Consider the following 13,709-nt stretch of genomic DNA (forward strand, 5'->3'; position numbering starts at 1 on the left):
CCTTCCGCGGGCACCGTCCGTTCCCCAAGGCGTGCAACCGACTGAGCTTGCCGACCAGCAGGAGACGCCCGCTCCCCGCAGCCGCGTCCGAACCTTTCTGCAGCGCCGCGGGGTCAACCGGACCCTCACCGCGCTGGCCTGCCTGATCATCTTCGGCGAACTGCTGTTCCCGAACATCCTGCGCCGCATCGCGGTGGGCAGCTTCACCCGGATCCCGATCGAGGCGGCCGTCGCCATCGCCGTCCTGATCGTGCTGCCGCTACGCGCCCGGCGCATCGCCGCCGCCCTGTTCGGTTTCCTGCTCGGCTGGCTGGTTATCGAGAAGTGCCTGGACATGGGCTTCTTCCACGTGCTCGCCCGGCCGTTCGACCCGGTCCTGGACTGGGTGCTCCTCGACGACGCGTACAGCTTCGTCATCGACTCCTACGGCACCGCCGGCGCCGTCGGCGCGCTCGCCGCGATCGTCCTGCTGATCACCGGCGTCCTCGGCGTCACCGTCTGGGCCATGCTGCGCGTCACCCGCCTGCTCGGCCAGGACCGGCGCAGATCCGCCGGCACCGCCGGCGGCATCGCGATCGCCTGGGGCCTGACGTTCGCCTTCGGCGTCACCACCCTGCTGCCCGGCGTGCCGGTCGCCGCCCGCACCACGTTCAGCTACGCCTGGGACCGGGTCGGCCAGGCTCGCACCGGCATCAGGAACGAGGCCGCGTTCGGCCGCGAGGTCCAGGTCGACGCGTTCCGCGACGTCCCCCCGGACCAGCTGCTCACCGGCCTGACCGGCAAGGACGTCATGCTCACCTTCGTCGAGAGCTACGGCCGCAACGCCGTCGAGGCCCCGAACCTGGCCCCCGGCGTCGACCCCGTCCTGACCGCCGGCAGCGCCAAGCTCAAGGCTGCCGGCTTCACCGCCCGCAGCGGCTGGCTCACCTCACCCACCTTCGGCGGCGGCAGCTGGCTCGCGCACTCCACCACCATGTCCGGCCTGTGGATCAACAACCAGGGGCGGTACCGCAACCTCACCGCCAGCAACCGGCTCACCCTGCCCAGCCTGTTCCGCTCGGCCGGCTGGGACACCGTCAGCGTCATGCCGGGCGCCACCCGCGCCTGGCCGGAAGGCAACTTCTACGGCTTCGACCGGGTCTGGGACAGCCGCAACCTCGGCTACAACGGCCCGAAGTTCAGCTGGGCGCCGATGCCCGACCAGTACACGCTGAAGAAGTTCGGCGAGGTCGAATACACCAAGGCCGGGCGCGGACCGCTCTTCGTGGAGATGCCGCTGGTGTCCAGCCACACGCCGTGGGCGCCCCTGCCCGAGTTCATCGACTGGGATCAGGTCGGTGACGGCTCGGTCTACCACGCGATCGTCGCCAAGCAGCCCGCGAAGGCCGACATCTGGACCGCATCCTCCAAGGTCCGCGGCCAGTACGGCAAGTCGATCCAGTACACGGTCACCACGCTCGTCGACTGGATCGCGAAGTACGGCAACGACAACCTGGTGATGATCTTCCTGGGCGACCACCAGCCGTCCCCCGTCGTCACCGGCGACAACGCCAGCCACGACGTGCCGATCACGATCGTCGCCAAGGACCCGGCGGTCATCGGGCGCATCGCCGGCTGGGGCTGGACCGACGGCATCAAACCGGCGGCCGGCGCCCCGGTCTGGCCGATGAACGCCTTCCGCGACAAGTTCCTGACCGCGATGGGCCCCGGCGGCACCAACCACTGACCGGGTATGGCACAGCCCTCGACCGGTGCCGCACGCGCCGCTCACCCCAGCAGCGGCCGCAAGGCCTCGAGCACCGCCGGGTCCTCGATGGTCGACGGCACCGGAGTCTCCGCGCCGTCGGCCATCCCGCGCATCCTGCCCCGCAGGATCTTCCCGGACCGCGTCTTCGGCAGCGCGGCGACCACGTCCACCCGGCGCAACGCGGCCACCGGGCCGATCTGCTCACGGACCCGCGCGATCAGTTCCGCCTCCAGCCCGGCGCCGTCCGCACCGGCGGTGAGCACCACGAACGCCCGCGGCGCCTGGCCCTTCACCGCGTCGTGCACGCCGATCACCGCGCACTCGGCGACCGCCGGATGCGCGGCCAGCACCTCCTCCATGGCGCCCGTCGACAGCCGGTGCCCGGCCACGTTGATCACGTCGTCGGTGCGGCCCAGCACGTACAGGTAGCCGTCCTCGTCGAAGCGCCCGCCGTCACCGGTCAGGTAGTTGCCCTGATACGCGGAGAGGTACGACCGGACGTACCGCTCGTCGTCCTGCCACAGCGTGGGCAGGCACCCCGGCGGCAGCGGCAGGCCGATCACGATCGCCCCCTCCTCCCCCGGCGGGAGATCATTTCCGGACTCGTCGACCACGCGCACCCGGTACCCGGGCATCGGCACCGAGGGCGAGCCCGGCCTGGTCGGCAGCTCCTGCAGGCCACGCGGGCTCGCCGCGATCGGCCACCCCGTCTCGGTCTGCCACCAGTTGTCGATCACCGGAACGCCGAGCAGCTCACCCGCCCACCGGTAGGTCTGCGGATCCAGCCGCTCGCCGGCCAGGAACAGCAGGCGCAGGGCGCTCAGGTCGTACCCGGGCAGGTGTTTACCCTCCGGGTCCTCCTTGCGGATCGCGCGCACCGCGGTCGGCGCGGTGAACAGGCTCACCACGCGATGGCGCGCGGCCACCCGCCAGAACGCCGCGGCGTCCGGCGTGCCGACCGGCTTGCCCTCGTAGAGCACCGTGGTGGCGCCCGCGAGCAGGGGCGCATAGACGATGTACGAGTGGCCGACCACCCAGCCGACGTCCGACGCGGCCCAGAACACCTCGCCCGGCCGGACATCGAAGATGTTCTCCATCGACCAGCGCAGTGCGACCGCGTGCCCGCCGTTGTCCCGCACCACCCCCTTGGGTCTCCCGGTCGTGCCGGAGGTGTGAAGGATGTACAGCGGGTCCGTGGCCAGGACCGGCACACACTCCGCCGGCTCCGCGCCGGCGACCGCTTCGGCCCAGGTCAGGTCGCGCTCGCCGAGCGGCTCGGCGGGCAGCTCCGGCCGTTGCAGGATCACCCGGCGGTCCGGGACGTGTGCGGCAGCGGCCAGTGCGGCGTCCAGCATCGGCTGGTACGCGACCACCCGCCGGCCCTCGATCCCACACGACGTCGCAACGATCACTTTCGGTTGAGCGTCGTCGATGCGGGCAGCCAGCTCGCGGGCGCCGAAGCCGCCGAAGACCACCGAGTGCACGGCGCCCAGACGGGCGCAGGCCAGCATCGCGATCACTGTCTCCGGCACCATCGCCATGTAGATCACCACGCGGTCCCCGCGGGCCACCCCCAGCCCGCGGAGCGCTCCGGCGAACAGCGCGACCTCGTCGCGAAGATCCCGATAGGTGTACGACCGGATCACACCGGTCACCGGGCTGTCGTGGATCAGCGCCGGCTGGTCGCCGCGGCCCGCCGCCACGTGCCGGTCCACGGCGTTGTGGCAGGTGTTCAGCTCCGCGCCGGGGAACCAGCGGAAGATCGGGGCCTCGCTGTCGTCCAGGATCCGGGTGGGCGGGACGTGCCAGTCGACGCCGGCGGCGGCCTCGCGCCAGAACGTTTCCGGGTCGGTGATGCTGCGCTGGTAGGTCTGCCGGTAGTCAGCCATGAGGTGACGGTGCGCCGGGATGGTCGGTTTGTCCACCCGTCTTCACCCCCCGAAAGCTCCGGCACCTCCCTCTGCCGCACCCGGCGCTCCCACCCGAAGCAAGGATCAGCCCACGAGCCTCTCCAACCACCCCGGGCACATCGTGTACGGCATCCTAGGAGGCTAGGCGAAGCACTGCCGGCGGCCGCGACCCCCGGATGCCGGCTCCCCACCGCAGACACCGCTCACCGCCGGCCGGAACCCCCGGCCTGTCCCCAGAAGGTGTCCCGGACCTCTTGAGCCGCCCCTGGCGACCAGCCGGAAGCTCGCGGCTGGTCGTCAGGGTCGGGCGGTGGGGTGGCCGGGTGCGGGCGGGCACTGTGGACGGGCAGTAGGGTGCGGGAGTGGGGGACGGCTACGAGGCTCGGCTGGCGCCGCGGTGGCGGCGGGCGCTGCTCCTGCTGGGGGCGGTTCTCGTCGCCCCAGCGTTCTGGCTCGGCGTCACCGGCCTGCCGCCCCTCGCCGGGCGGATCGCCGCCGTCGCGCTCGCCGCCGGCCAGGTGGCCGCGCTCTGGTGGCTGGACCGGGCGCCACAGGTGGTCACGGCGGGGGTCCTGGTGGCCGGGGCCGCGCTGCAACTGCTGGTGCCGGGGCTCGGGCCGGGGCTGGCCTTCGTGGTGCTGTGCACCTACGCCTGGGCGAGACCGGCCGCCGAGAGCCTCTGGGCGCTGGGCGCAACGGTCGTCGCCGTGGGTGGACCGGCTGTCGCGCAGGGCCGGTGGCCGCTGGCCGGCGGGTGGCTGGCCGCGTCGCTGCTGGCCTGGAGCTGGGGCGCGCTCGGGCGGGCCCGCGGCGCCCGGCGGGAGGCCGAGCGGCGGCAGGCGGTGCTGGAGGAGCGCGGCCGGATCGCGCGGGAGCTGCACGACGTCCTGGCGCACACGGTGTCCGTGATGGTGGTGCAGGCGGCGGCCGCCGACGACGTCTTCGACCTCGATCCGGCGCGGGCCCGGGCGGCGATCCGGCGGACGGAGACGGCCGGGCGCGAGGCGCTTGCCGAGTTGCGGACCTTCCTGCGTACGGTCGACGAGGGCCGGCACGACGCGCCGCCGCAGCCGACGCTGGCCGATCTCGGGCGGCTGGCCGGCACCATGGCCGGGGCCGGGCTGCGGGTGACGCTGCGCCGGGAGGGTGACGGCGAGCCGCCCGCCGGGGTGCAGCTCTGCGCCTACCGGATCGTGCAGGAGGCCCTGACCAACACGCTGCGGCATTCCGGCGCGGGCAGGGCCGAGGTGCTGATCCGGATCGGTCCGGCGGCGGTGGAGGTCGAGGTGCGCGACGACGGCGCGGGTCAGCAGCCGGGACACGGTCCGGGCAACGGCATCCGCGGCATGCGGGAGCGCGCGGCCCTGCTCGGCGGCACTCTCACCGCCGGCCCGGGTCCCGGCGGGGGCTTCGCCGTGCGGGCCCACCTGCCGTGGGCGGCGGCGTGACCGTCCGGGTGTTGATCGTGGATGACCAGGCGCTGGTGCGGGCCGGGTTCCGGATGATCATCGAGGCCCGGGACGATCTCGAGGTGGTCGGCGAGGCCGGGGACGGGGAGCAGGCGGTACGGATCGCGGCACAGACCCGTCCCGACGTGGTGCTGATGGATGTCCGGATGCCCGGCATGGACGGCCTGACCGCGACCGCCCAGCTCACCACGGTCCCGGACGCGCCTCGCGTGATCATGCTGACCACCTATGACCTGGACGAGTCCCTCTACGCCGCGCTGCGCGCCGGGGCGAGCGGCTTCCTGCTCAAGGACGTGCGCCCGGCCGACCTGGCCGAGGCGATCCGGGTGGTGGCGCGCGGCGAGGCCCTGCTCGCCCCGAGCGCGACCCGCCGGCTGCTGGACCGCTTCGTCGCCGCCGACCTGACCCCGCCGGACGCGGACGCCCGCCTGGACCGGTTGACCGCCCGGGAGCGTGAGGTCCTGGAGTTGCTGGCCCGCGGGGCCTCGAACGCCGAGATCGCCGGCCGGATGACGGTCACCGAGGCCACGGTGAAGACCCACGTCTCCGCGATCCTGCGGAAACTCGACGTCCGCGACCGGGTGCAGGCCGTCGTCCTGGCGTACGACCTCGGCGTCGTCTGGCCGCGCTCGTCCTGAAGTCGTAGATCGAAGACCATCCCCGCGCCGGAGGACCCGCGCGACCGGAATTCCTAACGTCGGGACATGACCAGGAAAGCCGTCGTCACGCTGCTGATCACCACCCTCGCCGTCAGCGTGCTGCTGGCGCTGAGCACCCTCGTACTGCACGATCCGATCCTCGCCTACCAGCGGCAGCACCATCCCGGCGCCGATCCGGCCGCGCTCTCCCGGACGCTGTGGACGCGGCCGCTGCCGATCCTCGGCGTCGCCCTGCTCCACGTCCGCTTCGCCCGGCAACTGCTGGCCGGCGACCCGCGCGCCCTGCGCCGCGTCCGGGTCGTCTCCGCCCTCGGCCTGGCCGGCGTCGCCTGGCTGCTGATCAGCGCGGAATATCCGGTGTGGCTGCGCGCCGCCGAGGTCGTCCAGCTCCTCCTGCTGGCCGCGCTGGTGATCACCGTGAACCGGCGGACCGTGCGGTCCGCCTTCGACGCGCACGTCCCCGCCGATCCCCGGCCGCGCGACCGTCGGGCGGCGTGGGCGCTGATCCTGCTGGCCCCGGTCGTCGCGGAGCTCACCCTGGGCAACCTGTCGCTGACGGAGCTGTGGGTGTTCCCGATCCTGGTGCCGATCTACGGGGCCGGCGCGCTGCTGATCCGCGAGGTGGTCCGGCGCTTCGGCGGCGGTTTCCCGAGCCTGTTGCTGATGGGCCTGGCCTACGGCCTGATCGAGGAGGGCCTGGTGCTGCAGAGCCTGACCAGCCCGCATCTCTACGGCGCCGCGGACTGGGCGCCGCGGCTGCTCGGCGTGAACAGCGCCTACACCGAGCTGAACCTGGTGTACCACCCGGTCTTCAGCATCACGATCCCGATCGTGCTGGTCGAGTCGCTCTTCGCGGGGCACGGGCAGCGGCCCTACCTGCGCCGGGGCGGCCTGATCGGCGCCGGCGCGGCCGCCCTGCTGGGCGCGCTGCTGCTGCGGGTGACGGTGGTGCCGAGCGAGGATCCGGGGTACCGCGTGCCGGTGGTCCCGGCCGTCGTGGTCGTCGCGGTGGCGCTGGCGGCCGGGATTACCGCTGTCCGGGTACGACTGCGGCCCGGCGGCCGCCCCGACGCCCGGTCCACCACACCCACCGTTGTCGCCGCCTGGACGGCTGCCGCCGCGTTCGCCTTCCTCGCGCTGTTGTTCCCGTTCGCCGGTGCGGAACAGTCGTTCTTCACGCACGGCGGGTGGGCGTTCGCCCCGATGGCCGCCGCGGCCGGGATCGCCGTCCTCACGGCGATCGCGCTGCGCCGCTGGACCCGAGCCCGCGACTGGTCCCCGGCCCACCTGCTGGCCGCGGCCATCGGCGCGATGGTCGGTCACACACTGTTCGGACTGGTGGCGAACGCGGGGACCGGGCCGGACCGACTGTTCCTCGGCGCGCTGGCGGCGATCACCGCGGTGGTGGGCGCCCGGGCGATCCGCCGGATGAGCGGACGGGCCGGGGCCGCGGCGGACACGGGAGCGCCGGGCGGCGGCAGGCAGGCGGAGTAGCTCAAGCGGCTCGCGGGAAGACCTTCTCCACCATGGTCAGCAACGTCGCCGCCAGCAACGTGTGCACCTGTTCCCGGGTGAGCGCGCCCCGCTGCAACCACTCCCGCGCCGTGTACGTCGCCATCCCCACGTAGGCCCGCGCCATCCCGCGCAGCCCCTCGCCGGCCGGCCGGTCCCCCAAACCGACCGCGGCCAGGATGCTGTCCGCCGCCACGTCCACCGCCTCCGCGATGACCTGGTCGACGTCGGCGTCACCGGCCATCCCGCCGGCGCTGATCGCGGCCAGCCACGAGGTGCTGTGCCGGGAGACGACGTCCAGGAACCACGTCACGATCGCGTCGACCCGCTCCGGCACACCGCCGCCGGGCAGGCGTTCCAGGGCCACCCCGGGGACGGTCAGCATCACCCGCACGACCTCCAGGTAGAGCTCCTTCTTCGTTCCGAAGTAGTGGTTGACCAGCCCCCGGGCCACACCGGCGCCGCGGGCCACGTCGGTGGTGGACACGTCCGCGTACGGCCGCTCGCCGAACAGGCGCACCGCCACCGACAGGATCTGTTCGCGCCGGGCGTCCGGTTCCAGCCGGCGCCGCCGGATCACCGGCGGGCGCACCGCGCCGGCGGGCGGGCCAGGCGTTGCTCCTGTGGACACGCAGGTGACCATACGGCAGATCGATTCATCGCCGGTCACGATGGGGTGAACGTGAATGGGTGCATCGCGGCCTCAGATCAAAACAAGTCATTCATCCGGCACTTGTTGACAGAGCGCCAACAGTGATCGAAGGTGTATCGATGCGGACGCCTGGACTGGATGGTTACGCCGAGCCGTGGCGCAAGCCGGAACACGACGATCTGGCCGAACTGGCGCGGGACTTCTTCCGCAACGAGGTGGTGCCGCACACCGTCCGCCTGGAGCGACAGGGCCATCCCGATCGCGAGCACTACCGCAGGGCCGGCGAGCTGGGCCTGCTCGGCCTGTCCGTGCCGGAGCAGTACGGCGGCGGGGGCGGCGACTTCACCCACGAGGCGGTGCTGCTGCACGAGCAGCAACAGGCCGGCGAGGGCAGCCTCGGCCTGGCCGTGCACAGCGGCATCGTGACCGGCTATCTGGTCGCGTACGGCACCGAGGAGCAGAAGCGGCGGTGGCTGCCCCGGCTCTGCTCCGGCGAGATGGTCGGCGCCATCGCGATGACCGAGCCGGACGGCGGATCCGACGTCCAGGCGATCCGGACCCGTGCGGTCCGGACCGGTGAGGACTACCTGGTGAGCGGGTCCAAGACCTTCATCACCAACGGGTATCTGGCGGACTTGTTGGTCCTGGCGGTCAAGACCGATCAGTCCGCCGGGGCGCACGGCATCTCGCTGCTCGTCTGCGAACTCGACGAGGACGCGCCCGGCTTCCGGCGGGGACGCAACCTGGAGAAGATCGGGCTGCACGCGAACGACACCGCGGAGCTGTTCTTCGACGAGTTCCGGGTGCCGGCCGCGAACCTCCTGGGCGGGCCGGACGCCGAGAACACCGGCTTCTACCAGCTGATGCGGCAGCTCCCGCAGGAGCGGCTGGTGATCGGGGTGGGCGCGGTGGCGGCGATGCAGCGGGCCGTCGAGCTGGCCACGTCGTACGCCAAGCAGCGGACGGCCTTCGGGAAACCGCTCATCGGCCACCAGAACACCCGCATGGTGCTGGCCGAATGCGCGACCCGGACCCGGGTGTCGCGGGTCTTCCTGGACGACTGCATCGCCCGGCACGCCCGCGGTGAACTGGACGTGGCCGCCGCCGCGGTGGCCAAACTGTTCCTCACCGAGGGACAGTGCGAGGTGGTGGACCGCTGTCTGCAGATCTTCGGCGGATACGGCTACACCACCGAGTACCCGATCGCCCGGATGTACGCCGACGCCCGGGTGCAGAAGATCTACGGCGGCACCAACGAGATCATGAAGGAGCTGATCGCCCGTGCCCTCTGAGGCCTACGTGTACGACGCGGTCCGGACCCCGCGCGGCCGGGGCAAACAGACCGGCGCCCTGCACGGGACCAAGCCGATCACCCTGGTCACGGGACTGATCGACGCCGTACGGGAAAGGAATCCCGGTCTTGATCCGAAAGTGATCGAGGATGTCGTCCTGGGCATCGTCACGCCGATCGGCGAGCAGGGCGGCGACCTGGCCCGGTCCGCGGCGCTGGTCGCCGGGCTGCCGGACACCACCGGTGGCGTGCAGCTCAACCGGTTCTGCGCCTCCGGGCTGGAAGCGGTGAACCAGGCCGCGGCCCGGATCCGCGGCGGCTGGGAGCACCTGATCCTGGCCGGCGGGGTGGAGTCGATGTCGCGCAACCCGATGGGCTCGGACGGCGGCGCCTGGTTCCTGGACCCGGAGACCGCCCTGGCGACCAGCTTCGTGCCGCAGGGGATCAGCGCCGACCTGATCGCCACCATCGAGGGGTTCGGCCGCGACGACGTCGACGGATACGCCCTGCGGTCGCAGGAACGGGCCGCCAAGGCGATCGCCGGGGGCGCGTTCAGCCGCTCGATCGTGCCGGTGCGCGACCCGAACGGCCTGGACGTGCTGACCGCCGACGAGCATCCGCGGCCGGACACCACCCGGGCCGGGCTGGCGAAGCTGAGGCCGTCCTTCGCGGCGATCGGCGAGCAGGCCGGGTTCGACGCGGTCGCGCTGCAGAAGTACCACTGGCTGGAGGCGATCGACCACGTCCACCACGCCGGCAACTCGTCCGGGATCGTGGACGGCGCGTCGCTGGTGCTGATCGGGTCGGAACGGATCGGCCGGGATCATGGCCTGACACCCCGCGCCAGGATCGTCGGCGCGGCGGTGAGCGGCGCCGACCCCACGCTGATGCTCACCGGCCCCACCCCGGCCACCCTGAAGGCGCTCGAGGTGGCCGGCCTGGACAAGACCGACATCGACCTTTTCGAGATCAACGAGGCGTTCGCCGCGGTGGTGCTCAAGTACATCCGCGATCTCGACCTCGACCCGGAGCAGGTGAACGTCAACGGCGGCGCGATCGCCCTCGGCCATCCGCTCGGCGCGACCGGGGCGATGCTGGTCGGGACAGTGCTCGACGAACTGGAGCGGCGTGACCTGCGTCGGGCCGTCGTGACCCTCTGCATCGGCGGCGGCATGGGCGTCGCCACGGTCATCGAGCGCGTTCAGGAGTTCTCCGCATGATCGACTATTCCGTGGACAACGGCGTCGTCACGCTGACGATGAATGACCCCGACCAATCGGCCAACACGATGAACGCCGCGTACGTGGCGGCGATGACCGCCGCGCTGGACCGGCTGGAGGCCGAGCGGGAGCAGGTCACCGGCGTGATCGTGACCAGCGCGAAGAGCACGTTCTTCGCCGGCGGCGACCTGCCGTCGATGAGCCGGGCCCGCCCGGAGGACGCGCCTGCGCTGTTCGAGCTGCTCGGCACGATCAAGCGGGACCTGCGGCGGCTGGAGACCTACGGCCGCCCGGTGGTCGCCGCGATCAACGGCGCGGCCCTCGGCGGCGGGTTCGAGATCGCGCTCGCCTGCCACCACCGGATCGCCCTGGACGCGCCGGGCACCCGGGTCGGGTTCCCCGAGGTCACGCTGGGCCTGCTGCCCGGCGCGGGCGGGGTCGCCCGGACCGTCCGGATGCTCGGCCTGGCCCCGGCGCTCACCGTCTGGCTGCTCACCGGCAAGCGGCTCACGCCGGCCGCGGCCCGGGACGCCGGGATGATCGACGAGGTGGTCGCCACGCCCGACGAGCTGATCGCGCGCGCGAAGGAGTGGATCGCGGCGAACCCGGACGCCGCCCAGCCCTGGGACCGCCCCGGTTACCGGATCCCCGGCGGCACCCCGGCCACCCCGAAGCTGGCCAACCAGCTGCCCGCCTTCCCGGCCACGCTGCGCAAGCAGCTCAAGGGCAACCGGATGCCGGCGCCCGAGGCGATCCTGGCGACCGCTGTCGAGGGCGCCCAGGTGGACCTGGAGACCGCGTTCACGATCGAGACCCGGCGGCTGATCACGCTGCTCACCGGGCGGGTCGCGAAGAACATGATCGGCGCGTTCTTCTTCGACATGCGGGCGGTCAACGGCGGGGCGGCACGGCCGGACACCGAGGTCCCGGCGGCCACCCGGGTCGCGGTGCTGGGGGCCGGGATGATGGGCGCCGGGATCGCGTACGCGTGCGCCCGCGCCGGCCTGGACGTGGTGGTCAAGGACGTCTCCGCGGAGGCGGCGGCCCGCGCGGTGGCCGAGGGCGACCCGGCCGTGCTGGCCCGGATCACCCCGACCGCCGACGTCGAGGACCTGCGCGGCTGCGACGTGGTGATCGAGGCGGTCTTCGAGGACCCGGAGCTCAAACGCCGGGTGTTCGCCGAGGTCGAGCCGGTCCTCGCGCCCGGCGCGCTGCTCGCCTCGAACACCTCCACGCTGCCGATCACCGGCCTGGCCGAGGGCGTCTCCCGGCCGGCCGACTTCATCGGCATGCACTTCTTCTCCCCGGTCGGGAAGATGCCGCTGCTGGAGATCGTGGCCGGCGCGCGGACCGGCGACGCGGCGATCGCCCGCGCCTTCGACCTGGGCCGCCGGATCGGCAAGACGCCGATCGTGGTCGGCGACGGGCGCGGCTTCTTCACCAGCCGGGTGATCGGCCAGTTCGTCAACGAGGCGATCGGCATGGTCGCCGAGGGGGTGCCGGCCGCGTCGGTCGAGCAGGCCGCGCTGCAGGCCGGGTATCCGACCGGTCCGCTGGCGCTGGCCGACGAGGTCACGCTGACGCTGATGCGCAAGATCCACCTGGCGTACCGGGCGGCCGGGGTGGCCGTGGGGCACGACCGGGCGCACGAGCTGGTCCGGGACATGCTGGAGAACCACGGACGGGCCGGGCGATCGTGCGGGAAGGGCTTCTACACGTACCAGGACGGCCGGCGCGGACCGCTCTGGGACGCGCTCGCCGGCTTCGCCACCGACGAGGGCCGCGCCGTGCCCTTCGCCGACCTGCAGGACCGGCTGCTGTTCAGCGAGGCCCTGGACGCGCTGCGCTGCCGGGCCGAGGGGGTGCTGCGCACCGACGCCGACGGCAACATCGGCTCGATCCTCGGCATCGGCTTCCCGGCCTGGACCGGCGGGGTGCTGCGGTACGCCGAGCAGCACCCGGACTTCAAGGGCCGGGCTGCCGAGCTGGCGGCACGATACGGGGACAGGTTCGCGCCGGCATGACCGCGCTGAGCGGCACCCGGGTGGTGGAGCTGGCCGGGCTGGCGCCCGGTCCGTTCGGCTGCATGGTGCTGGCCGACCTCGGCGCCGACGTGGTGCTGGTGGACCGGCCGGGCGGGACGGGACCGCTCGTTCCGCCGGCCGGGCCGCTGCAGCGCGGCCGCCGCGCGGTCACCCTCGACCTCAAGTCGCAGGACGGACTGGCCGGTCTGCTGTCCCTGGTCGAGAAGGCCGACGTGCTGGTGGAGGGCTACCGGCCGGGCGTCGCCGAGCGCCTGGGCTTCGGCCCGCAGACCTGCCTCACGATCAACCCCCGGCTGGTGTACGGGCGGATCACCGGCTGGGGGCAGGACGGCCCGCTCGCCGCGGCGGCCGGACACGACATCGACTATCTGGCGATAGCCGGCGCGCTGGAGCCGCTGGGCCGGTCCGGCGAGCGGCCGCACGCCCCGATCAACCTGCTCGCGGACTTCGCCGGGGGCGGGATGCTGCTCGCCGTCGGGGTGCTCGCCGCCCTGCTGGAGCGGGAGCGCTCGGGCCGCGGGCAGGTGGTCGACGCGGCGATGGTGGACGGGTCGGCGCTGCTCACCACATTCCTGCACGGGATGATCGGTTCCGGGCTGTGGCGCGGCGGGCGCGGGGAGAACCTGCTCGACGGCGGAGCGCCGTTCTATGACACGTACCGGACGGCGGACGGCGGCTACGTGGCGGTCGGCGCGCTGGAGCCGCAGTTCTACGCCGCGTTGCTGGCGGGTCTGGGCCTTACCGGCGACCCGGGGCTGCCGACGCAGTTCGACAGCCGCGGGTGGCCGGAGCTGCGGCGGGTCTTCACCGAGCGGTTCGCCGCCCGGACCCGGGACGAGTGGGCCGGGGTCTTCGCCGGGCTGGACGCCTGCGTGAGCCCGGTGCTGACGCCGGCCGAGGCGCCGGCGCATCCGCACAACCGGGCGCGCGACGCGTTCGTCGAGGTGGACGGGGTGCCGCAGCCGGCTCCGGCGCCACGGTTCAGCCGTACGCCGGCAGCGGTGCCGCAAGCGTGCCGGGCCGCCACCGTACCGGAGATCCTGGAACTCTGGTCCTGATCCGTGATCCCTGGGAAAGGGGCCGCCCAGCCGGACCGTTTGCCGGACCGGCCCGACTGGACGGCGTCTGACCACGGCCTCGGGCCGCGTGTTCACCTTCGGTCAGAACATCAAGGATCAACGGTCGCGGCGGCGGAACGGCACGC

At 73.0% G+C, this 13,709-nt stretch carries 10 protein-coding genes; 8 read left to right on the forward strand and 2 right to left on the reverse strand.

Features of this window, described 5'->3' with window-relative positions; all coding sequences use genetic code 11:
* Positions 1-31: 31 nt before the first annotated feature.
* On the forward strand, positions 32-1,726 hold the full coding sequence (locus tag Asi03nite_RS15675) for a sulfatase-like hydrolase/transferase (RefSeq protein WP_239102711.1): 1,695 nt from the start codon (positions 32-34) through the stop codon (positions 1,724-1,726).
* A gap of 41 nt (positions 1,727-1,767) precedes the next feature.
* Here Asi03nite_RS15675 and Asi03nite_RS15680 read toward each other — a convergent pair whose 3' ends face one another.
* Positions 1,768-3,636 carry a propionyl-CoA synthetase gene (locus tag Asi03nite_RS15680; RefSeq protein WP_203680456.1) on the reverse strand — a complete coding sequence of 623 codons (1,869 nt, stop codon included), beginning with the start codon at positions 3,634-3,636 and terminating at the stop codon, positions 1,768-1,770.
* 383 nt (positions 3,637-4,019) lie between these two features.
* Between Asi03nite_RS15680 and Asi03nite_RS15685 the strand changes: the two genes are divergently transcribed.
* The 3 genes from Asi03nite_RS15685 to Asi03nite_RS15695 all read left to right on the forward strand — a co-directional run bounded on the left by Asi03nite_RS15685 (position 4,020) and on the right by Asi03nite_RS15695 (position 7,279).
* The gene (locus tag Asi03nite_RS15685) at positions 4,020-5,105 is read left to right on the forward strand and encodes a sensor histidine kinase (protein WP_203680458.1); all 1,086 of its coding nucleotides are present in this window, start codon (positions 4,020-4,022) and stop codon (positions 5,103-5,105) included.
* On the forward strand, positions 5,102-5,764 hold the full coding sequence (locus tag Asi03nite_RS15690; RefSeq protein WP_203680460.1) for a response regulator: 663 nt from the start codon (positions 5,102-5,104) through the stop codon (positions 5,762-5,764). The genes Asi03nite_RS15685 and Asi03nite_RS15690 overlap by 4 nt, the downstream gene beginning before the upstream one ends.
* Before the next feature lie 66 nt (positions 5,765-5,830).
* Positions 5,831-7,279 carry an AF_0692 family protein gene (locus Asi03nite_RS15695; RefSeq protein WP_203680462.1) on the forward strand — a complete coding sequence of 483 codons (1,449 nt, stop codon included), beginning with the start codon at positions 5,831-5,833 and terminating at the stop codon, positions 7,277-7,279.
* Position 7,280: 1 nt separating this feature from the next.
* On the opposite strand, the gene Asi03nite_RS15700 is transcribed toward Asi03nite_RS15695, so the two are convergent.
* Entirely contained in the window at positions 7,281-7,928 is a 648-nt protein-coding gene (locus Asi03nite_RS15700) for a TetR/AcrR family transcriptional regulator (protein ID WP_239102712.1), read from the reverse strand.
* A gap of 140 nt (positions 7,929-8,068) precedes the next feature.
* On the opposite strand from Asi03nite_RS15700, the gene Asi03nite_RS15705 reads away from it, so the two are divergent.
* From Asi03nite_RS15705 to Asi03nite_RS15720, 4 genes are read left to right on the forward strand one after another with little or no spacing between them, the layout of a single operon-like run.
* Positions 8,069-9,241 carry an acyl-CoA dehydrogenase family protein gene (locus tag Asi03nite_RS15705; RefSeq protein ID WP_203680464.1) on the forward strand — a complete coding sequence of 391 codons (1,173 nt, stop codon included), beginning with the start codon at positions 8,069-8,071 and terminating at the stop codon, positions 9,239-9,241.
* Positions 9,231-10,460, forward strand: a complete 1,230-nt coding sequence (locus Asi03nite_RS15710; protein WP_203680466.1) for an acetyl-CoA C-acetyltransferase — start codon at positions 9,231-9,233, stop codon at positions 10,458-10,460. Before Asi03nite_RS15705 ends, Asi03nite_RS15710 begins: the two co-directional genes overlap by 11 nt.
* Positions 10,457-12,484, forward strand: a complete 2,028-nt coding sequence (locus Asi03nite_RS15715; RefSeq protein WP_203680468.1) for a 3-hydroxyacyl-CoA dehydrogenase NAD-binding domain-containing protein — start codon at positions 10,457-10,459, stop codon at positions 12,482-12,484. Before Asi03nite_RS15710 ends, Asi03nite_RS15715 begins: the two co-directional genes overlap by 4 nt.
* Complete coding sequence (locus tag Asi03nite_RS15720) at positions 12,481-13,563, forward strand: CaiB/BaiF CoA transferase family protein (RefSeq protein WP_203680470.1); 1,083 nt, start codon at positions 12,481-12,483, stop codon at positions 13,561-13,563. The genes Asi03nite_RS15715 and Asi03nite_RS15720 overlap by 4 nt, the downstream gene beginning before the upstream one ends.
* Positions 13,564-13,709: the final 146 nt, after the last annotated feature.

Source organism: Actinoplanes siamensis (assembly GCF_016862395.1).
Taxonomy (GTDB): domain Bacteria; phylum Actinomycetota; class Actinomycetes; order Mycobacteriales; family Micromonosporaceae; genus Actinoplanes; species Actinoplanes siamensis.

What these genes read in the sequence shown, in the direction of transcription:
- Asi03nite_RS15705 (WP_203680464.1), top strand. Translation starts at nt 8,069, where the DNA reads ATGCGGACGCCTGGACTGGATGGTTACGCCGAGCCGTGGCGCAAGCCG.
- Asi03nite_RS15695 (WP_203680462.1), top strand. Translation starts at nt 5,831, where the DNA reads ATGACCAGGAAAGCCGTCGTCACGCTGCTGATCACCACCCTCGCCGTC.
- Asi03nite_RS15715 (WP_203680468.1), top strand. Translation starts at nt 10,457, where the DNA reads ATGATCGACTATTCCGTGGACAACGGCGTCGTCACGCTGACGATGAAT.
- Asi03nite_RS15720 (WP_203680470.1), top strand. Translation starts at nt 12,481, where the DNA reads ATGACCGCGCTGAGCGGCACCCGGGTGGTGGAGCTGGCCGGGCTGGCG.
- Asi03nite_RS15680 (WP_203680456.1), bottom strand. Translation starts at nt 3,636, where the DNA reads ATGGCTGACTACCGGCAGACCTACCAGCGCAGCATCACCGACCCGGAA.